A 19,186-nucleotide genomic window follows, 5' to 3' on the forward strand; every position below is an offset into this window, starting at 1 on the left:
GCACCTACCTTCCGGTTGTCCCCGAATGAAGCGATTCCTCGCCCTGCTCCTGCCTGCGCTCGTCCTTGCGCTGCCCGTCCACGCCCAGTTGCTGCCCGGCGCCGCCTCCAGCCAGCCGCAGGCACTGGATCGCATCGTCGCGGTGGTCAACGAGAACGTGATCCTGCAAAGCGAGCTGGACAACGCGGTGCGCTCGATCCAGCAGCAGTACGCCAGCCAGCCCGGCCAGTTGCCGCCGCTCGACGTGCTGCAGAAGCAGGTGCTCGATCGCCTGATCCTGATGCGCCTGCAACTGCAGAAAGCCGACGACCAGGGCGTGCACGTCGCCGACGCCGACGTCGACCAGGCGGTGGACATGGTGGCGAAGCAGAACAAGATGAGCCCCGACCAGTTGCGCGCCGCCGTGCAGCAGAGCGGCCAGGATTTCGCCGCCTTCCGCCAGCAACTCGCCGACCAGCTCACCGTGCAGCATCTGCACGAAGGCGTGGTGCATGACCAGGTCACGGTGACCGACAGCGAGATCGACAACCTGCTCGCCAGCCCGGCCTACAAGGCCGGCGAGGTACACCTGGCGCACATCCAGATCAGCATTCCCTCCGGCGCCGACGCCGCCGCGATCCAGGCCGCCAGCGCCAAGGCCGAGGCGGCGATCAAGGCGATCCAGGGTGGCATGGATTTCCACGCCGCGGCGATCCGCTACTCCGACGCGCCCGACGCACTGGACGGCGGCGACCTCGGCTGGCGCCGCGCGGACGAAGTGCCGCCCGCCTTCGCCGACACCGTGGCCAACATGAAATCCGGTGAAGTGAGCCCGGCGCTGCGCGGCCCCACCGGCTTCCACATCCTCAAGCTGGTGGGCGAGCGCGCGCCCTCCAAGCAGATCGTCGCCGAGTACCACGCCCGCCAGATCCTCATCAAGCCCAGCGAACTGATGACGCCGGAGCAGACCCGGCAGAAGGCGCAGGACCTGTACGAGCAACTTACCGCCAAGCACGCCGATTTCGCCAAGCTTGCCAAGGACAACTCCAAGGACGACACCACCGCCAACCTCGGTGGCGACATGGGCTGGTTCCAGCAGCAGACCTGGGGCGCCGCCATCGCGCAGCAGGTAACCCAGCTCAAGCCCAACGAGATCTCCAAGCCGTTCGAAACCGGCAACGGCTGGGACATCCTGCAGCTCCTGGGCACCCGCCAGAGCGACCAGACCACCCAGATGGCGCGTGACCAGGCACGCCAGGCCATCGGCAACCGCAAGGCCGAACAGGCCTACGACGACTTCCTGCGCGACCTGCGCGCCAATGCCTACATCCAGGTGCTGGTGCCGACGCTGCGGGACGACAGCAACACCCCCAAGGCCTCCTGAGTCACGGCGCGCCCATGCCCCTGCCGCGGCTCGCCATCACGGCCGGTGAGCCCGCCGGCGTCGGCCCCGAACTGATCGCTCGCCTTGCCGCCACCGACCTGGCCGCCGACCTGGTGGCCATCACCGACCGCCACCTGCTCGAGCGCGCCGCCGCGCGCTGCGGCCTGCACCTCGCGCTGCACGACGACGACGGCACCCCGCGCGCCACGCGCACGCCGGGCAGCCTGCGCGTGCGCCACCTGCCGCTGGGCGCCACGGAAGCCCCCGGCCAGCCCGACCCGCGCAACGCGCGGCACGTCATCGCCACGCTCGGCGAGGCCGCCGACGGCTGCCTGCAGGGCCGCTACGCCGCCATGGTCACCGCGCCGCTGCAGAAGGCCAGCATCATCGACGGTGGCTACGCCGATTTCACCGGCCACACCGAATTCCTCGCCCAGCGCACGCACGCCGAAGTGGTGATGATGCTGGCCAGCCCCGAACTGCGCGTGGCGCTGGCCACCACCCACCTGCCACTGCGCGCGGTCGCCGACGCGATCACCCGCGAGTCGCTCGCGCGCACGCTTGCCATCGTGCACCGCGAGCTGCACGACAAGTTCGGCATTGCGCAGCCGCGCATCGGCGTGCTGGGCCTGAACCCGCATGCCGGCGAGGCCGGCCATCTCGGCCACGAAGAACTCGACGTCATCATTCCGCTGCTGGATGAGCTGCGCGCCCAGGGCATGCACCTCATCGGCCCGCTGCCCGCCGACACCGCCTTCGTACCCACCATGCGCGCGCGCTACGACGCCGTGCTGGCGATGTACCACGACCAGGCGCTGCCGGTGCTCAAGAGCGAAGCCTTCGACCGCACCGTCAACCTCACCCTTGGCCTGCCCTTCATCCGCACCTCGGTCGACCACGGCACCGCGCTGGATCTCGCCGGCAGCGGCCGCGCCGACCCCGCCAGCCTGATCGCCGCGAGCAAGCTGGCCATCAACCTGATCGCCCAATCTACTCTCTCCCCTGTGACAGCGAGGCAGGGGCGATAGATCAAGCCCGTGCCAGCTTCACATTCACAGGGGAGCCACAGATGTTATTTGAATGGGATGAGAACAAGAATTCCAGGAATATCGATAAACACGGCATTGACTTCAACGATGCGATAACAATATTCGATGATGACGAGAGAATCGAGGCCATTGATGATCGAAATGACTACGGCGAGGAAAGAATCCAAGTCATCGGCGAGTCGAAGCCGGGCATCTTGCTGGTTGTTTATACATGGCGAAACAGCAATACATCAAGAAGAATGATATCCGCCCGAACCGCAAGCCAGAAAGAGCGCGCACTCTATCAAAGCATGAAAGGGCAATGAAATGACGAGAAACACACAAATAAATAGAGATAAACATCAATCAACAAACGGAAAAACTGATTACAAACGATTGAAAAACATGAGTGAACACGAAATAGAAGAAAACGCTAAACAAGACCCGGATGCACCACTTGTCAGTGATGAGAATTTAAAGAAATTCAAGCGGGTAAATCCAAAGAAAAAATGACATGGACAAGAAAACCATCAAAACCCATGTGCTAGGGCAAAAGCATCAAGGTAAAACAGATTGGGCGAGAGTCATTTTGACAAAAAAACAAGAAGTCCCTGACGAAGAAAACCCTGAACTTGCTTGGCGGTTTCAAGGTCCACGTGCAACATGATCAATGAATTGTTCCGGCGCTTGCTTCGGCGAGCCTCAGGTGGTCGTTGTAGACCTCCAGCGGGGTACGGAATTGATGACGCTTTCGCGGTCGGGTGTTGAGGCTGAGGGCGATCTGGTTGAGCTCGTCCTGGCTGTAGACCGACAGGTCGGTGCCCTTGGGCAGGTACTGTCGAAGCAGGCCATTGGTGTTCTCGTTGCTGCCGCGCTGCCAGGGGCTGTGCGGGTCGGCGAAGTACACCTGCACGCCGGTACGCAAGGTCAGGGCGTCGTGGTAGCTCATCTCCTTACCCTGGTCGTATGTCAGCGTCTTGCGCAAGGCTTCAGGGATGCTCTTCAGCGCCTTGCCAAAACTCTCCAGTACGTCGGCTGCGCTGGCGCTGCTCATCTTGGCCAGCACCACGAAGCCGCTGGTGCGTTCGACCAGTGTCCCCACGGACGAACGGTTGCCGGCGCCCTTGATCAGGTCGCCCTCCCAGTGTCCGGGAATCAAGCGATCCGCCACTTCCGGTGGACGTACGTGGATGCTCTGCATGTTCGGTATCTGGCCGCGTCGATCCATCCCGCGCGTGCGTGGCTTGCGCGTGCTGCGGCCTTGGCGCAGGCAGTCGATCAACTCCTTGCGCAGTTCGCCGCGCGGCACCAGGTACACCGCGGTGTAGATCGTTTCGTGAGACACCCGATAGCTCGCCGCGTCAGGAAAGGCCCTCGCCAGTATCCCGGCGATCTGCTCCGGCGACCAGCGTGCCCGCAACAGCGCCTGCACGGTTTCCCACAGCGCAGGGTCGTCCAGTTTTCGCGTCACGCGCGGTTTGCTCCGGCATTCCCGACTACGCTGATGCGCCGCCTGCGCCTTGTAGTTCGCCGGGTCGACACGTGCCCGGCGGCGCTCGCGACTGATCGTGCTCGTCGCACGTCCCAGCGAGCGGCCAATGGCACGCAGGCTGTCACCCGCCTCCAAGCGGCGCTGAATCTCCACTCGCTCTTCCAGGGTCAGTTCGTTGTACGTTCTCATCGCAACAGCCTATGTCAGAATCGGCAAGGTGTTGCACGTGGAGTTTGAGACGGCCCTTTCAAAAAAATCTTCAAAAAACCAAAGAAAAGCTAACCAGCCGTTTAACATGCACCATCTCCCCGCCCGCCCCAAGAAAAGCTTCGGCCAGCACTTCCTGCACGAGCGCCACTACATCGACGACATCGTGCGCGCCATCGCCCCGCGCGCCGGCGACTGCTTGGTGGAGATCGGCCCCGGCGAAGGCGCGCTCACCTTGCCGCTGCTCGCCGTCGCCAAACGCCTCACCGCGATCGAGCTGGACACCGACCTGATCCCCGCGCTGAAAGAGCGAGCGGCCAGCGTGGGCGAACTGAACGTGATCCACGCCGACGTGCTCAAGGTGGATTTCACCGCGCTGGCGCACCGCCAGGGCGTGGAGCGCCTGCGCGTCGCCGGCAACCTGCCCTACTACATCTCCAGCCCGATCCTGTTCCACTGCGTGGAGCACGCCGCCGCCATCGCCGACATGCACTTCATGCTGCAGAAGGAAGTGGTGGAGCGCATGGCCGCCGAGCCCGGCAACAAGGTCTATGGCCGACTCTCGGTGATGCTGCAACTGGCCTGCCGCGTGGAGTCGCTGTTCGTGGTGCCGCCCGGCGCCTTTCGCCCGCCGCCCAAGGTGGATTCGGCGGTGGTGCGGCTGCTGCCGCTGCCCGCACACGAACGCCACGACGCCGACCCCGACCTCGTACACGCGGTGGTCAAGGCCGCCTTCGGCCAGCGCCGCAAGACACTGGGCAATGCGCTGCACCAGCTGCTTGACGCCGAGGCGATCCGCCGCGCCGACGTCGACCCGAAGGCGCGCGCCGAGACGCTCGCGCCGCTGGATTTCGTGCGGCTGGCCAAAGTGCTTGCCACGCGCGAAATCCCGTAGCGGCAGGCCTTACAATCGCCCCATGACTGACAAGATTCCCTACACGATCGACGTGCAGGTGCAAACCCGTTTCGTCGCCGACCAGTCCCGCCCCGACGACGGCCGCTACGTGTTCGCCTACACCATTACGCTGCGCAACGCCGGCAGCGTGCCCGCGCAGCTTATGGCCCGGCGCTGGGTCATCACCGACGCCAACGGCAAGACCGAAGAAGTGGAAGGCGAAGGCGTGGTGGGCGAGCAACCCTGGATGCGCCCGGGCGACGATTTCGAGTACACCTCCGGCGCGGTGCTGGAAACGCCGGTGGGCGTGATGGCCGGCTGTTACCAGATGCTGGCCGACGACGGCACCCGCTTCGAGGCGCCGATCCCGCGCTTCACCCTGTCCATCCCGCGCACCCTGCACTGATGGCCACCTACGCGATCGGCGATGTGCAGGGCTGCTATCCGGAATTGCAGCGCCTGCTCGACAAGCTGCGCTTCGATCCGGCGGCGGATCGCCTGTGGTTCTGCGGCGACCTGGTGAATCGCGGCGGGCAGTCGCTGGCCACGCTGCGGCTGATCCACAGCCTGCGCGAATACTGTGTCATCACGCTGGGCAACCACGACCTCAGCCTGCTCGCCATCGCGCTGCGCGCACCCGAGGCCCAGGCCAAGGTCAACCCGGAACTGCGCGAAGTGCTGTTCGCTGACGACGCGTCCACGCTGTTCGAGTGGCTGCGCATGCAACGGCTGCTGCACCACGACGAGCAGCTTGGTTGGACCATGATCCACGCCGGCCTCGCCCCGCAGTGGACGCTGCGCCAGGCGCAGAAGGCCGCGCAGGAAGTGGAGCACGAGCTCGCCGGCCCGCGCCACGCACGCATCCTCAAGAACCTGTTCGGCAATCGCCCGGCCGGCTGGTCGAATCGCCTGCAAGGGCTGGATCGCCAGCGCGCCGCGATCAACCTGCTCACCCGCATGCGCTACTGCGATGTCAACGGCCGCATCGACTTCGAGGCCAAGGGCGAACCCGGCACGCAGCGCGCCGGCCTGTACCCCTGGTTCGAGGTGCCCGGCATGCGCCGGCGCGACACCCGCATCGTCTGCGGCCACTGGTCCGCGCTGGGCCGCTTCGCCGGCCTCGGCGTGCACGCCATCGACACCGGCTGTGTGTGGGGCGGCCAGCTCACCGCGCTGCAACTGGATGGCGAGGAGCCGCGCTACATCACGGTGAACGCCGAACCGCACCGTAAACGGCCGCCGGGTGGTGGGGACTGAAAGCCGTCAGCGGGCCTTCAACGACGCTGGATTTCCGCCACCAAAAGCGGAAAGTGAACCCGACCCCGTTTCTCGTGCCGCCTGCGCCGAGGGCCGCCAGGTCTATTGGGTGTGCACGCTGATCGAGGAATCCGAACAGCTGCGCGCGCAAGCGGCCGAGGTGGCGCATGCCGAGCTTTCCGCCGCGCTGGCCGACTGCCGGGTGGGCTTGATCCACGGCCGCCTGAAGCCCCGGGACAAGCAGGCGGTGATGGATGCCTTCAAGGCCGGCGAGATCGCCGTGCTGGTGGCGACCACGGTGATCGAGGTGGGCGTGGACGTGCCCAACGCCAGCCTCATGGTGATCGAGAACGCCGAGCGGCTTGGCCTTGCGCAGTTGCACCAGTTGCGCGGGCGTGTGGGGCGCGGAACGGTGGCCTCGAATTGCGTGCTGCTGTACCAGCCGCCGCTGGGCCAGCTCGCACGCGAGCGGCTGGAAGTGATGCGCGAAACCTGCGATGGCTTCCGCATCGCCGAAAAGGATCTGGAACTGCGCGGCCCCGGCGAAGTGCTGGGCACCCGCCAGACCGGCCAGCTCGCCTTCCGCATCGCCGACCTTTCGCGCGATGCGCACCTGTTGCCGGCGGTGCAACAGGTCGGCGAGCGCCTGCTGGCCGAGCACCCGCGCGCGGCGGAACGGTTGATCGCGCGCTGGGTTGGCGGCGCGGCGCGGTTTGCGCGGGCGTGAATCAGGCGGGTTTCGGATTGACCGAAGTTGCCGGCTTTGTAGGTGGCGGATTCAGGCTGCGCGGATACTGCACAGATAGATGCTGTGATGCTAGACCTGCCTCTTTGCTCCCCGTCGAACAGAAGGAAGCGCGCTAGGCTTGAGTTTCATGCCAAACACATTCGCCTGTATGTACGCACCGTGGGGCACTCGCACAAAGACAAGGGCGGCCACAACCAAGTCCGCACCAGCCAGCCCCGCGTTTACAATGGACATCATCGACACGCAACTCTCAACGGGAAAAACGTGAAACGCAAACTGAATCACTAGCGGCAAAAAGGTAATTGCCACAAACGGCGCCAAGATAGCAGATGCAAACCGCCACTTCCTCACCGCCCCGGTCGTCCACGTATACGGCACAAAGACCCCCGGGGCAAGGCCAAAGCCCGCTCTACCTTTTTTCCAGAATCCAGGGAAGGAGATGAAGTGAACAACTTCATGAGCCACAACAAGCGCCACGAACCACATGGGCGCCATCAGCAGTGGCAAAAGACGAGGGTGTTCAAGGAACGACAGGTATTGCCCCAGGGGGTCAGTCCCCGCGACCACCCACAACACCAAGGTGAAGATCATTACAATAATGCCGACAGCCATGCCCCTCCTGTTGGCAATAATATCGAGGCTATCGATTCCAATGGCGGAATAGTCCTCGATGACAAGCTCGTCGGGAGTAAATGCGGGAGAACGGCCGTATATAAAACGCATGATCTTCAACTCTCCACTTAACACATCAAACGACATGATGCACCACAGTCATCCGAAGCCGCCCAAGGGTGGCTTCGGATGCAAAGCATCAATCAATACCTGGGCCGTCTCAAACTCCACGTGCAACACCTTGCCGATTCTGACATAGGCTGTTGCGATGAGAACGTACAACGAACTGACCCTGGAAGAGCGAGTGGAGATTCAGCGCCGCTTGGAGGCGGGTGACAGCCTGCGTGCCATTGGCCGCTCGCTGGGACGTGCGACGAGCACGATCAGTCGCGAGCGCCGCCGGGCACGTGTCGACCCGGCGAACTACAAGGCGCAGGCGGCGCATCAGCGTAGTCGGGAATGCCGGAGCAAACCGCGCGTGACGCGAAAACTGGACGACCCTGCGCTGTGGGAAACCGTGCAGGCGCTGTTGCGGGCACGCTGGTCGCCGGAGCAGATCGCCGGGATACTGGCGAGGGCCTTTCCTGACGCGGCGAGCTATCGGGTGTCTCACGAAACGATCTACACCGCGGTGTACCTGGTGCCGCGCGGCGAACTGCGCAAGGAGTTGATCGACTGCCTGCGCCAAGGCCGCAGCACGCGCAAGCCACGCACGCGCGGGATGGATCGACGCGGCCAGATACCGAACATGCAGAGCATCCACGTACGTCCACCGGAAGTGGCGGATCGCTTGATTCCCGGACACTGGGAGGGCGACCTGATCAAGGGCGCCGGCAACCGTTCGTCCGTGGGGACACTGGTCGAACGCACCAGCGGCTTCGTGGTGCTGGCCAAGATGAGCAGCGCCAGCGCAGCCGACGTACTGGAGAGTTTTGGCAAGGCGCTGAAGAGCATCCCTGAAGCCTTGCGCAAGACGCTGACATACGACCAGGGTAAGGAGATGAGCTACCACGACGCCCTGACCTTGCGTACCGGCGTGCAGGTGTACTTCGCCGACCCGCACAGCCCCTGGCAGCGCGGCAGCAACGAGAACACCAATGGCCTGCTTCGACAGTACCTGCCCAAGGGCACCGACCTGTCGGTCTACAGCCAGGACGAGCTCAACCAGATCGCCCTCAGCCTCAACACCCGACCGCGAAAGCGTCATCAATTCCGTACCCCGCTGGAGGTCTACAACGACCACCTGAGGCTCGCCGAAGCAAGCGCCGGAACAATTCATTGATCATGTTGCACGTGGACCTTGAAACCGCCCTGGCTTATATAACACCAAGCGCCTTGTCGATGGCATAACCTAGGCCAATACCTACCGCTGCGACCCCAACAGCTGCCGCTACGGAAAGTTCAACAGGAGCAAGCAGGATCGCGGCGACCACTAAGCCGCCATTCACCTGATCGATTTCATCAACACTTATCTCACGCATTTCTTTTTCCTTAGTTGTAGCGCAGCCTCCCCGCGCCTCGGGTCCGAGAATATTCCCGGAAATTCATTATCAAGACAAGAATTAAACTTCAAGAACAGAATCAGGTTCATTTTCCATGACCGTCAAGTTTTTGAGGTCGGTGTTAGAAGTCCTGATTAAATTTAGAAGTGGTTGGCTATGCATGTCAAGGTCAATAGCTTTTGGCGTAGCGAATTATGTTAATCAGTGATTCCTTAGCTTTAGACATGCGAATCGAGAGAGTCAGACTCACGGTTTGAACATTTGAAGAACCTTTCCCGCTGCGGCTATCGAAGCCACCGTTTCAGGTCGATGCGCAATAACCATTCGTGTTGCGTTCATTAGTTGCACGGCCTCGTCGACCTTTTGCTCTTTTTCCATATCCAAATGGCTGGTCGCTTCATCCAAAATAAGTAATCGTGGCTCGCTGTACATGGCGCGCGCCATAATTACCCGCTGCCGCTGGCCACCCGAAAGGCTCGATCCCATATCCCCCACCAAGCTCTGATAACCCATCGGCATCGCGATGATGTCCTCATGAATGGCGGCCATCCGCGCCGCCGTTGTGACCCGTTCCAAGTCAGGCTCTGCGTCGAAGAAGCAAATGTTGTCAGCGATGGAGCCCGCGAAGAGTTGGTCATCCTGCATCACCGCACCGACCCATTGCCGGTAGATGTCCAGCCCCAGCTTACGGATGTCGATGCCACCGAACTTCACCACTCCCTCGGTAGGCTCCAGCAGGCCCAGCACGATCTTCGCCAAGGTGCTCTTGCCACAGCCGCTGGGGCCGGTGATGGCGACCGATTCGCCCGCCTCAACCTTGAGGTTGCAGTGGCGCAGAATCCACGGCTCGCTCTCTGCATAACGGAAGCTGACATTGCACAGCTCGATGCTGGCTTCGGGAATGGGACCGGTCCACGCTGTCTCTGCGCGCTGTTCCGGCTGGGTGAGTGCAATATCCGCCACCCGCTCTGCGTGCAGCTTCAACATGCTGAAGTCCACCCACTTGTCGATCAACCCCGCTGCGCGCTGGGTGAACTGGTCGGCATAGGCGATAAAGGCGATCAGGGCGCCGGCGGTGAATGCGTTCTTGAGCGCCAGCGTGGCGGCAATCCAGATCATCGCCACACGGCCGATGCCGAACATCAACTGGTTGCCCAAGGTGAAGGCGATGGCAAGGCGCTGGATGCCGATGCTGCGATTGGCGGTGGCCACCGTGGCGTTGGCGTAACGGGCGAGGCGTTCATCCTGCTTGTTCGCCAGCTTGATCGGCATGGCGCCGCGTATGGATTCCAGCAGCTCGCTTTGCTGCCGTGCGCCGTAGACGATCTGTTCCTCGTTGGCCCGGCGCAGCGGGTTGAAGAACGCCCAGCGCAGCAGGCCGTAGGCCAGGAATAGGCCCACGACCAGGGCGGTGAGCGTGAGGCTGTAGAAGCCCATGACCACCAAGGTCGCCAGCGACATCAGGCCATCGAGCAGTGAGCCGATGAACTGCGTGGTAAGGGTTTGCTGGATGGTCTGGATAGAGCCGAAGCGTGATACCACGTCGCCAATATGGCGCTTTTCGAACCAGTCCAGCGGTAGGCGCATCAGGTGGCCGAACAGGTTGCTGGCCCATTGCACGTTGAGCGTGGCGCCCAGCCAGGTGACCGCCCACGAGCGCGCCGCCGTGATGAGGGCGGAGAATACGGTGATGCCGAGAAAGCCCAGCCCCAGCAGGGTGAGCAGGTCGTGGTCGGCGGACACCAGCACCTGATCGAGCACCCATTGCAGGTAGAACGGCCCGGCCAGCGCGAACACTTCCAGCGCCAAGGCCAGCAGCAGGATTTGCGTGAGTGCGGGCACCAGGCCGCGCACCTTGCCGGTGAGTGCGCGCAGCGAGATGGCCTGGCGTTCCTTGATTGGGGCAAAGTCCGCCGCCGGCGCGAGTTCCAATGCCACACCGGTGAAGTGTTCGGACACCTCGCGCAGCCTCAGCTTGCGGATGCCGCGCGCTGGGTCGTGGATTACGATGCCGCGCTTGTCGGCGCGCTTGAGCACCACAAAGTGGTTCAAGTCCCAGTGCAGTACGCAGGGCGTGCGCAGCTTCGGAAGATCCTCCATATCGAGCTTGAGCGGGCGGCAGGTGAAGCCGAGTTGGCCCGCCATCTGCATCACGCGCGCCAAGGTAACGCCCTTGAGCGAAGTGGAGAAACGCCGCCGCAAGCCGGCCAGGTCGACATCATGGCCGTGGAAGCTGGCGATCATCGCCAGGCAAGCCAGTCCGCATTCGGCGGCTTCGGTCTGCAGCATCATCGGCAGGCGACGCGACCAGCCGAATTGCAGTGCGGCGCGGTAGCCGTGTGTGGTGCTGGCGTGTTGCTGTTGGGAGCCGTCAGCCATGGGCCGTGCCTCCCGACAGGTGATGCGCCATGCCATACAGCGGCTCGAACACCCATTCCAGCAGGCTGCGCCTGTCCATCAGGATGTCGGCTTGCAATGCCATACCTGGTTTCACGGCGTCCTGCTTGCCGTAGGCCAGCACGAACTGCTTGTCCAGCCTCACCTGCACGCGATACAGCGGCTCCTGGCTTTGTTGGCCGATCAGCGTGGTGATTTCGGGAGAGGTCAGTGCGCTGCGCGAAACGTCCGTGACGTGGCCGTATTGCTGGCCAAACTTCTGGTACGGGAACGCCTCGTAGCGCAGCACCACACGGCTGCCCGGGTCGATGAAGCCGATGGCGCGGCTGGGCACGAGCAGTTGCGCCTGCAAGGTGGAGCCGGCGGGCAGGATGGAGAGCAGCGATTGGCCGGCGCTGACCATCTGCCCCGGTTTGGGCAGCACGGCGGAGACGACGCCGTCGCGCGGCGCGCGAAGTACCACGGCGCGTTGCAGTTCGTTCTGGGCGATGGAGGTGGCCACGCCGGCCAGCTGGCGCTCGGTGTCGTTGCGCTTGGCGGTGGCGTCCAGCGGCAGTTGCGCCAATTGCTGGCGGGCGGTATCGAGCTGCTGGCGGGCATCCAGTTGCTGGCGCTGCAGCGTCTTGTACTGGCTCTGCGCATCCAGCACGGCGGCGCGCTGTTGCTGGATCTGCACCTCGGAGACGTAGCCCTTGGCACCCAGCGGCTGGATGCGTTGCAGCAGTTGCTGGTTGCTGTCGATCTGTTTCTGTTCGATGGCGAGCTGGTCGGCAATCTGGCTCGACTGCGCCAGCAGCAGCGTGATCTTGCCGCGCAAGGCTTCGGCCTGTTGCTGGGCCAGTTGCTGCTGGTTGGCCAGGTCGGCCTGCAGGCCAGCACGTTGGGTATCGAGTTGTTGCCCGACCAGGGCATGCGTGTCGCCCAAGGCGGCACTGTCCTGGTCGCTGGCCAGTTCCAGCAGCACATCGCCGGCCCTGACCTGCTGGCCATCGCGCACGCGCAGCTTGCTGACGGTGCCGGCGCTGGGTGCGACTATATTCAATGGGTCATCGCGGATCAGTGTGGGTGAATTTTGGCGTTTTCGGGTAGCGGCGGCAGGAAGCTGGCGATGACCTTGAGCCTCAGGTAGTCCTCGTCGCGGTAGCCGTAGGCGCTGCGCTGGATGACGCGGATCTTGTTGTTGAGGCCTTCGACCAGCCCGAGACTGACCTTGTGGTCGGGCTGGCAGTAGGCGGCGATGCCGTCCCAGTGGCGCTCGATCATGTGCCCGAACTTCTGGTACGGCGCCAGGCGCTGCCAGCGCAGGCTCTGCTTCCAGCGCTCGAAGAACACCCGTGCGCCGCGCTCGGTGCGATAGCTCCACAGCTGCCCGAAGGATTCCTTCAGCAGGTAGGCGGTGTGCAGGCGCTTGTTCGCTGCCAGCAGCTTCTTGAGGGCGGCGCGTCCGTCCAGGCTAAGGTTCTCGCGGTGGCTCAGCAGTGTGTAGCGCTGGCCCTTGATGTAACTACGGTCCTTGCCCTGCAGGCGCTTGTATTCGTCGCGGCGCACCTGGTCGAGCGCGTCGCCGAGGTGACGCAGGATGTGGAATTTGTCGAAGGCGATGGCGGCGTGGGGGGCGTTCCTGGCGACCGAGTTGCGGAAGGGGCGCCACATGTCCATCAGCGCCAGTTCGATGCGCGCACTCTTGGTCGGCCCCAGTTCGGCGAAGAAGCGATCGATGTCCGCCTCGGTGCGGCCTTGCCCACCGAACCAGATCGGCCGCCTCTGCTCCAGGTCGCTGACCACCACGCGGTAGTCGTGGCCCTTGTGGATGGCGATCTCGTCGATGCCGATGGCGCGCGGCGCGGGCAAGCCGGCACGGCGCACCTGCTCGGCCATGTACAACTTGGACAGGTCCTTGACCGTGCCGTCGTGCAGGCGCTCCAGCTCGGCCACCGCCTTGTTCGTCATGCTGCGGCAGAGGTTGCCCACGTGCAGGGCGAAGCGCGCGGTGTAGCGCGGATTGGTCGCCAGCCAGTCCAACCGCTCTACATGCACGCCGCCGCACCCGGGACAATCCACCCGCCAGCGTTCGTACTCCACGTACAGGAACCAGCCGGCCACGCGCAGGTCGCGGCTACGGCAGGTTTTCTGGTCGTAACGCCCGCGGCAGCGATGGCCGCAGCGCGAACACACGGCCGTTTTTTTCGGCGCCGAAGTTGGACGATGCGTGCCTTTGGATCGCCGAATTCGCCCGCCAGCGTCGCCGCCGCATCGAAGCCGGGGAAGGAGAACAACTCGCGCAGACTGCGGCCTGTCTTCATCGCACAACCTCGCTCACCGAGTCGATGCAGGAATCAACCGCCCACCTGCTGGCCGAAGATGGCTTGCCAGAGGAGGTTTACGCAAGCCTTTGCCGGCGTGGACGCCCACACGATTCCGCGATGAGCCTATTCATAGCCCGGCGCTGGGTACCAACTGGCCGGCAACGGTTTCGCGGCGGGTGTAATGGCCGAAGACGAGGAACAGCAGGATGGCGGCGGCGAGCGCCATGGCCAAGGCGGTGAGCAGCCAGCGCGACAGCGGCGCCGCGACGATGATGGAGCCCAGCCATTCCCCACGGCGAGCTTCCAAGACTTCCTGTCTGAACAACGACGCTCCTGACATCGACATGCATCCTCAAACAATTTGCGCGCGGCGCTTCCAGGGGCCCCAGGTTCCCGGCCCAGGTGGCAGGAAACGGGATTCTTGGGGTAAGACGTGCGAGATGCCGAAAAGTGAAATGGCGAGTGTGCGGGTGTGCGCAAGCAACTTGTGTCGGGCGCGGATGGGGCACCTGTCGTGGACAGCGTTTTGGCGGTGCCGCGCGGCCTGCCAGTTGTACGCTGCGGTTGCACCCCGGCGCTTCAGGCTGCCGCCCTGCTACACATGCCACCCGGCAGTCGCGACATGGGCGCAGCCTGGAACGGTCGAACAGACACCCTTCAAGCGCAGACTCAGGTTCACTTACCCCTCGCCAGAAGTCACGCTTCCTTCCGTTTTCCAGCCACGGAGTGTGCCAGGTGACAAAGACGAACGAGCCGCCCAGACACAAGAAACCCCGCCTCGGCGGGGTTTCTTGTGTCTCATATCAGCTCAACTGCCCGTGGCAATGTTTGTACTTCTTGCCCGAGCCGCAGGGACAGGGTTCGTTGCGGCCCACGCGCGGCGCATCGGGCTGCTGCAACTGCAGGGCGCCCGCGCCGGCGGCGACGCTGGCCGGGTCGGCTTCGAGGCCGCCGGTCGGCGCGCCGCCGCCGGTGGCCAGCATCTGCCGCTGCAGGCGCTCGGCGAGGCGCTGCTGTTCGGCCTCCATAGCGGCCACTTCCTCCTCGCTGCGGATGCGGATGCGCGCCAGCATCTGCACCACCTCGCTCTTGATGCGGTCGAGCATTTCGGAGAACAGGCGGAAGGACTCGCGCTTGAACGCCTGCTTGGGGTCCTGTTGCGCGTAGCCGACGAGGTAGATGCCCTGGCGCAGGTAGTCCATGTTGGCCAAGTGCTCCTTCCAGGCGTTGTCCACCACGGTGAGCATGATGTGCTTTTCCAGCGCGCGCATGGTTTCGGCGCCGACCTGCGCTTCCTTGGCCTGGAACATCGCGTCCACCTGCTCGCTGACCTGCCGCAGGATCATCGCGGCGTCGATCTCGTGCTGCTGCTCCAGCCAGCGCGGCAACTCCAGCGCGAGGCCGAAACGCGACTCCAGCTCGCGATCAAGACCGGGGATGTCCCACTGTTCGTCGATCGAATCCGGCGGCACGTAACCGCGCACGATGGACTCGACCACGCTCTGGCGGATGTCGGCCACGGTGGCGGCGATCTCCTCGCCTTCCAGCAGCTCGTCGCGCTGGCGGTAGATCACCTTGCGCTGGTCGTTGGCGACGTCGTCGAACTCCAGCAGGTGCTTGCGGATGTCGAAGTTGTGCTGCTCGACCTTGCGCTGCGCCTTCTCGATCTGGCGCGAGATCATCTTGTCTTCCAGCGCGTCGTCTTCCTTCATGCCGAAGCGCTTCATCCAGCGGATCAGGCCCTCGCCGCCGAAGATGCGCAGCAGGTTGTCCTCCAGCGAGAGGTAGAAGCGCGAGGAACCCGGGTCGCCCTGGCGGCCGGAGCGGCCGCGCAGCTGGTTGTCGATGCGACGCGACTCGTGGCGCTCGGTGCCGATGATGTGCAGGCCGCCGGCGGCCAGCACCTGGTCGTGCAGCTTCTTCCACTCGGCCTTGGCGCGGGCGCGATCCACCTCGGTGGCCTCGGCCGGCAGCGCGGCCAGCGCCGCCTCCAGGCTGCCGCCCAGCACGATGTCGGTGCCGCGACCGGCCATGTTGGTGGCGATGGTGACCTGGCCCGGCCGGCCGGCCTGGGCGACGATCAACGCCTCGCGCTCGTGCTGCTTGGCGTTCAGCACCTCGTGTGCCACCTTGGCCTTGTTCAGCTGTTCGGAGAGTAGCTCGGAGACTTCGATGGAGGTGGTGCCCACCAGCACTGGCTGGCCGCGCTTGTGGCAGGCCTTGATGTCCTCGATTACCGAGTTGTACTTGGCCTGCTGGCCGAGGAACACGAGGTCGGCGTTGTCCTTGCGGATCATCGGCTTGTGGGTGGGGATCACCACCACTTCCAGGCCGTAGATGCTCTGGAACTCGAACGCCTCGGTGTCGGCCGTGCCGGTCATGCCGGCCAGCTTCTTGTACATGCGGAACAGGTTCTGGAACGTCACCGTGGCCAGCGTCTGGTTCTCGCGCTGGATCGGCACGCCTTCCTTCGCCTCCACCGCCTGGTGCAGGCCGTCCGACCAGCGCCGGCCCGGCAGGGTGCGGCCGGTGAACTCGTCGACGATGATCACCTCGCCATCGCGCACGATGTAATCGACGTCGCGCTGGTAGATCGCGTTGGCGCGCAGGGCGGCGTTCAGGTGGTGCACCACGGCGAGGTTCTTGGCGTCGTAGAGGCTGCTGTCCTCGCTGATGACGGCGGCCGCGCGCAGCAGCTCCTCGGCGTGCTGCATGCCGTCCTCGGAGAGGTGCACCTGCTTCTGTTTTTCGTCGACCCAGTAGTCGCCCGCGCCCTCTTCTTCCTTCTGCCGGATCATGCCGGGCACGATCTTGTTCACCGCGATGTACAGCTGCGGGGAATCCTCGGCCGGGCCGGAGATGATGAGCGGGGTGCGCGCCTCGTCGATCAGGATCGAGTCGACCTCGTCGACGATGGCGTAGTGCAGGCCGCGCTGGTAGCGCTGCTCCTTGCTGAGCGCCATGTTGTCGCGCAGGTAGTCGAAGCCGAATTCGTTGTTGGTGCCGTAGGTGATGTCGGCGGCGTAGGCCTTGGGCTTGTCGGCGTGGTCCATGCCAGGCCACACGACGTCGGTGGTGAGGCCGAGGAAGCCGTAGAGCTTGCCCATCTGCGCGGAGTCGCGACGGGCAAGGTAGTCGTTGACGGTGACCACGTGCACGCCCTTGCCGGCCAGCGCATTCAGGTACACCGGCAGCGTGCCGACCAGGGTCTTGCCCTCGCCGGTGCGCATCTCGGCGATCTTGCCCTGGTGCAGCACCATGCCGCCGATCATCTGCACGTCGTAATGGCGCATGCCAAGCACGCGCTTGGCGCCTTCGCGCACCACGGCGAACGCCTCGGGCAGCAGCTTGTCCAGCGATTCGCCCTTGCCGACGCGCTCCTTGAACTCGGCGGTCTTGCCGCGCAAGGCGTCGTCGCTCAGCTTCTCGAATTGCGGCTCCAGCGCATTGATGCGCGCCACGGTTCGCGACAACTGCTTCAGCACGCGCTCGTTGCGGCTGCCGAAAATACTGGTGAGGGCACGATTGAGCATCGTTCTTCCGAATGACGGGTACGGGAAGGCCCGCGCAGGCGCGAGCCAATCGGGCATGTTACTACACGCGCCCGCGCGTCACTTGTGGCGAGCGGCACGGCAACCGTTGGGCAATGGCGGCGCGGGCCCGCGGATTCAAGGGCCGCCCGTCCCTGCCACACGGGCGTTATCATCGATGCCAGCCTTTCCGGAGCCGCCCACCATGTCCCGCCCCGCCCCGCGCCGCCGCGGCCCGCAAGCGCTGGGCGATTGCAGCGCCTTCGCCAACCTCGCCGGCCGCGCCGCGACGCTGGATGCGCTCGACCGCGCGCTGCGCCAGACCCTGCCGCAGCCGCTGCGCGAGCAAGTGCGTTTCGCCAACCTGCGCGGCGGGCGGCTGCTGTTTCTCGCCACCTCGCCCGCCTGGGCCACCCGGTTGCGCCTGCTGCAGACGCAGATACTGACGGCGGCACGGGCACTGGAGGTGCGCGCCGAGTCGTTGGCGGTGAAGGTCAGCCCCTTGCCACCGGTCCCGCCGGAGCCGGATCGCCGGCGCACGCTGTCGCCCACCGCGGCGGCCCATCTGCGGGCGGCAGCGGCGGCGACGGGCGACCCGGACTGGCAGGCGCTGTATGCCCGGCTGGCCGCCGCCAGCGGCAGCGGCTAGGAGCTCCAAGCTCCCAGAAGCTCCAAGGCTTCCGCTTGAACCCCACAACGAAACAGCCGCCGCGACTCGCATCGCGGCGGCTGCATGACTCGCGCATCGGCGGATCAGATCGCCTGGGCGGGATGGATGTAGGAGATCGGCGAGACGGCCGGATCGTCCTGGAAGCTGACTTCTTCCCAGGCCGTGGCATCGGCCATCAGGGTGCGCAGCAGCTTGTTGTTGAGTTCATGCCCGCTCTTGTGCGCGCTGTAGGCGCCGATCAGGCTGTGGCCGAGCAGGTACAGGTCACCGATCGCGTCGAGGATCTTGTGCTTGACGAACTCGTCCTCGTAACGCAGGCCGTCCTCGTTCAGCACGCGGTAGTCGTCCAGCACCACGGCGTTGTCCATCGAGCCGCCCAGCGCCAGGTTGTGCTCGCGCAGCATCTCGATGTCGCGCATGAAGCCGAAGGTGCGCGCGCGGCTGACTTCCTTGACGAACGAGGTGGTCGAGAAGTCGATCTCGGCGCGCGAGGTGCGCTTGGAGATGATCGGATGATTGAACTCGATCGAGAAGCCGACCTTGAAGCCCTCGAAGGGCTCGAAACTGGCCCACTTGTCGCCTTCCTGCACCTTGATCGGCTTCTTGATGCGGATGAAGCGCTTGGGCGCGTTCTGCTCCTCGATGCCCGCCGACTGCAGCAGGAACACGAAGGGGCCAGCGCTGCCGTCCATGATCGGCACTTCCGGCGCCGACAGGTCGACGTAGGCGTTGTCGATACCCAGACCGGCCATCGCCGACAGCAGGTGTTCCACCGTGGCCACGCGCACCTCGCCGTTCATCAGCGTGGTGGAGAGGCGGGTGTCACCCACGTTGTCCTGCCGCGCGCGCAGATCCACCGGCGGATTCAGGTCGGTGCGGCGGAACACGATACCGGTGTTGGGCGCGGCCGGACGCAGGGTCATGTAGACCTTGTCGCCGGTGTGCAACCCCACGCCGGTGGCGCGGATGATGTTCTTGAGCGTGCGTTGCCTGATCATTTCGTGGTTACCTGCCCAGGGAACGGCTGATAGGGCACGGATGCTAACACAGTTTTAACCAACCGCAATAGCAAACCATACCGTACAGTCTGTGGCGGGTGCTTGCGAACCCGCCGCCATGCCCGCGCGCACCGCCCGCGGCGTGCCGCACGACGCGACGCCCCGGCCAGGACGGGAATCC

The 19,186-nt window shown here is 64.5% G+C and carries 18 protein-coding genes and 1 pseudogene; 10 read left to right on the forward strand and 9 right to left on the reverse strand.

The window, feature by feature from the left end; genetic code table 11:
* The first annotated feature begins 25 nt into the window (after positions 1–25).
* The 4 genes from AC3WQA_RS08505 to AC3WQA_RS08520 all read left to right on the forward strand — a co-directional run bounded on the left by AC3WQA_RS08505 (position 26) and on the right by AC3WQA_RS08520 (position 3,058).
* The gene (locus tag AC3WQA_RS08505; protein ID WP_492674640.1) at positions 26–1,363 is read left to right on the forward strand and encodes a peptidylprolyl isomerase; all 1,338 of its coding nucleotides are present in this window, start codon (positions 26–28) and stop codon (positions 1,361–1,363) included.
* 14 nt (positions 1,364–1,377) lie between these two features.
* Positions 1,378–2,391: a 4-hydroxythreonine-4-phosphate dehydrogenase PdxA gene (gene pdxA / locus AC3WQA_RS08510; RefSeq protein WP_492674641.1), complete on the forward strand. Its 1,014-nt coding sequence runs from the start codon at positions 1,378–1,380 to the stop codon at positions 2,389–2,391.
* A 41-nt stretch (positions 2,392–2,432) separates the two neighbouring features.
* On the forward strand, positions 2,433–2,717 hold the full coding sequence (locus AC3WQA_RS08515; protein ID WP_492674642.1) for a BrnT family toxin: 285 nt from the start codon (positions 2,433–2,435) through the stop codon (positions 2,715–2,717).
* A 188-nt stretch (positions 2,718–2,905) separates the two neighbouring features.
* Positions 2,906–3,058, forward strand: a complete 153-nt coding sequence (locus AC3WQA_RS08520) for a hypothetical protein (protein WP_492674643.1) — start codon at positions 2,906–2,908, stop codon at positions 3,056–3,058.
* Here the strand turns inward: AC3WQA_RS08520 and AC3WQA_RS08525 are convergent, their stop codons facing one another.
* On the reverse strand, positions 3,059–4,072 hold the full coding sequence (locus AC3WQA_RS08525) for an IS30 family transposase (protein WP_492673427.1): 1,014 nt from the start codon (positions 4,070–4,072) through the stop codon (positions 3,059–3,061).
* Between the two features lie 106 nt (positions 4,073–4,178).
* Between AC3WQA_RS08525 and rsmA the strand changes: the two genes are divergently transcribed.
* The 4 genes and pseudogenes from rsmA to AC3WQA_RS08545 all read left to right on the forward strand — a co-directional run.
* Positions 4,179–4,985: a 16S rRNA (adenine(1518)-N(6)/adenine(1519)-N(6))-dimethyltransferase RsmA gene (gene rsmA / locus AC3WQA_RS08530; RefSeq protein ID WP_492674644.1), complete on the forward strand. Its 807-nt coding sequence runs from the start codon at positions 4,179–4,181 to the stop codon at positions 4,983–4,985.
* Positions 4,986–5,007: 22 nt separating this feature from the next.
* Positions 5,008–5,391, forward strand: coding sequence for a Co2+/Mg2+ efflux protein ApaG (gene apaG, locus AC3WQA_RS08535; protein ID WP_492674645.1), 384 nt, complete (start codon positions 5,008–5,010; stop codon positions 5,389–5,391).
* On the forward strand, positions 5,391–6,242 hold the full coding sequence (locus AC3WQA_RS08540) for a symmetrical bis(5'-nucleosyl)-tetraphosphatase (RefSeq protein WP_492674646.1): 852 nt from the start codon (positions 5,391–5,393) through the stop codon (positions 6,240–6,242). The genes apaG and AC3WQA_RS08540 overlap by 1 nt, the downstream gene beginning before the upstream one ends.
* Positions 6,243–6,318: 76 nt before the next feature.
* A pseudogene (locus AC3WQA_RS08545) lies at positions 6,319–6,969 on the forward strand (helicase-related protein); the annotation flags it as partial.
* A 90-nt stretch (positions 6,970–7,059) separates the two neighbouring features.
* On the opposite strand, the gene AC3WQA_RS08550 reads toward AC3WQA_RS08545, so the two are convergent.
* Positions 7,060–7,749 carry a DUF3267 domain-containing protein gene (locus tag AC3WQA_RS08550; protein ID WP_492674647.1) on the reverse strand — a complete coding sequence of 230 codons (690 nt, stop codon included), beginning with the start codon at positions 7,747–7,749 and terminating at the stop codon, positions 7,060–7,062.
* Between the two features lie 121 nt (positions 7,750–7,870).
* On the opposite strand from AC3WQA_RS08550, the gene AC3WQA_RS08555 reads away from it, so the two are divergent.
* Positions 7,871–8,884 carry an IS30 family transposase gene (locus AC3WQA_RS08555; RefSeq protein WP_492673427.1) on the forward strand — a complete coding sequence of 338 codons (1,014 nt, stop codon included), beginning with the start codon at positions 7,871–7,873 and terminating at the stop codon, positions 8,882–8,884.
* A gap of 34 nt (positions 8,885–8,918) precedes the next feature.
* Here AC3WQA_RS08555 and AC3WQA_RS08560 read toward each other — a convergent pair whose 3' ends face one another.
* The 6 genes from AC3WQA_RS08560 to secA form a co-directional block, all read right to left on the reverse strand.
* Complete coding sequence (locus AC3WQA_RS08560) at positions 8,919–9,083, reverse strand: hypothetical protein (protein ID WP_492674648.1); 165 nt, start codon at positions 9,081–9,083, stop codon at positions 8,919–8,921.
* Positions 9,084–9,350: 267 nt separating this feature from the next.
* On the reverse strand, positions 9,351–11,396 hold the full coding sequence (locus tag AC3WQA_RS08565) for a peptidase domain-containing ABC transporter (RefSeq protein WP_492674649.1): 2,046 nt from the start codon (positions 11,394–11,396) through the stop codon (positions 9,351–9,353).
* Positions 11,397–11,475: 79 nt separating this feature from the next.
* Positions 11,476–12,543, reverse strand: a complete 1,068-nt coding sequence (locus AC3WQA_RS08570; RefSeq protein ID WP_492674650.1) for an HlyD family secretion protein — start codon at positions 12,541–12,543, stop codon at positions 11,476–11,478.
* A gap of 14 nt (positions 12,544–12,557) precedes the next feature.
* Positions 12,558–13,676: an ISL3 family transposase gene (locus AC3WQA_RS08575; RefSeq protein WP_492673495.1), complete on the reverse strand. Its 1,119-nt coding sequence runs from the start codon at positions 13,674–13,676 to the stop codon at positions 12,558–12,560.
* A gap of 258 nt (positions 13,677–13,934) precedes the next feature.
* Positions 13,935–14,114, reverse strand: a complete 180-nt coding sequence (locus AC3WQA_RS08580; protein ID WP_492674651.1) for a hypothetical protein — start codon at positions 14,112–14,114, stop codon at positions 13,935–13,937.
* A 496-nt stretch (positions 14,115–14,610) separates the two neighbouring features.
* Positions 14,611–17,340, reverse strand: a complete 2,730-nt coding sequence (gene secA, locus AC3WQA_RS08585; RefSeq protein ID WP_492674652.1) for a preprotein translocase subunit SecA — start codon at positions 17,338–17,340, stop codon at positions 14,611–14,613.
* A gap of 202 nt (positions 17,341–17,542) precedes the next feature.
* Here secA and AC3WQA_RS08590 point away from each other — a divergent pair, with 202 nt between their 5' ends.
* Positions 17,543–17,986 carry a DciA family protein gene (locus AC3WQA_RS08590; protein ID WP_492674653.1) on the forward strand — a complete coding sequence of 148 codons (444 nt, stop codon included), beginning with the start codon at positions 17,543–17,545 and terminating at the stop codon, positions 17,984–17,986.
* A 104-nt stretch (positions 17,987–18,090) separates the two neighbouring features.
* Here AC3WQA_RS08590 and lpxC read toward each other — a convergent pair whose 3' ends face one another.
* Positions 18,091–19,005: a UDP-3-O-acyl-N-acetylglucosamine deacetylase gene (lpxC, locus tag AC3WQA_RS08595; protein ID WP_492674654.1), complete on the reverse strand. Its 915-nt coding sequence runs from the start codon at positions 19,003–19,005 to the stop codon at positions 18,091–18,093.
* Positions 19,006–19,186: the final 181 nt, after the last annotated feature.

Source organism: Rhodanobacter sp. FW106-PBR-R2A-2-24, from assembly GCF_058789615.1.

Coding starts and splice junctions, on each gene's coding strand:
- AC3WQA_RS08505 (WP_492674640.1), top strand. CDS start 26: ATGAAGCGATTCCTCGCCCTGCTCCTGCCTGCGCTCGTCCTTGCGCTG.
- pdxA (WP_492674641.1), top strand. CDS start 1,378: ATGCCCCTGCCGCGGCTCGCCATCACGGCCGGTGAGCCCGCCGGCGTC.
- AC3WQA_RS08515 (WP_492674642.1), top strand. CDS start 2,433: ATGTTATTTGAATGGGATGAGAACAAGAATTCCAGGAATATCGATAAA.
- AC3WQA_RS08520 (WP_492674643.1), top strand. CDS start 2,906: ATGGACAAGAAAACCATCAAAACCCATGTGCTAGGGCAAAAGCATCAA.
- AC3WQA_RS08525 (WP_492673427.1), bottom strand. CDS start 4,072: ATGAGAACGTACAACGAACTGACCCTGGAAGAGCGAGTGGAGATTCAG.
- rsmA (WP_492674644.1), top strand. CDS start 4,179: ATGCACCATCTCCCCGCCCGCCCCAAGAAAAGCTTCGGCCAGCACTTC.
- apaG (WP_492674645.1), top strand. CDS start 5,008: ATGACTGACAAGATTCCCTACACGATCGACGTGCAGGTGCAAACCCGT.
- AC3WQA_RS08540 (WP_492674646.1), top strand. CDS start 5,391: ATGGCCACCTACGCGATCGGCGATGTGCAGGGCTGCTATCCGGAATTG.
- AC3WQA_RS08550 (WP_492674647.1), bottom strand. CDS start 7,749: ATGTCGTTTGATGTGTTAAGTGGAGAGTTGAAGATCATGCGTTTTATA.
- AC3WQA_RS08555 (WP_492673427.1), top strand. CDS start 7,871: ATGAGAACGTACAACGAACTGACCCTGGAAGAGCGAGTGGAGATTCAG.
- AC3WQA_RS08560 (WP_492674648.1), bottom strand. CDS start 9,083: ATGCGTGAGATAAGTGTTGATGAAATCGATCAGGTGAATGGCGGCTTA.
- AC3WQA_RS08565 (WP_492674649.1), bottom strand. CDS start 11,396: ATGATGCTGCAGACCGAAGCCGCCGAATGCGGACTGGCTTGCCTGGCG.
- secA (WP_492674652.1), bottom strand. CDS start 17,340: ATGCTCAATCGTGCCCTCACCAGTATTTTCGGCAGCCGCAACGAGCGC.
- AC3WQA_RS08590 (WP_492674653.1), top strand. CDS start 17,543: ATGTCCCGCCCCGCCCCGCGCCGCCGCGGCCCGCAAGCGCTGGGCGAT.
- lpxC (WP_492674654.1), bottom strand. CDS start 19,005: ATGATCAGGCAACGCACGCTCAAGAACATCATCCGCGCCACCGGCGTG.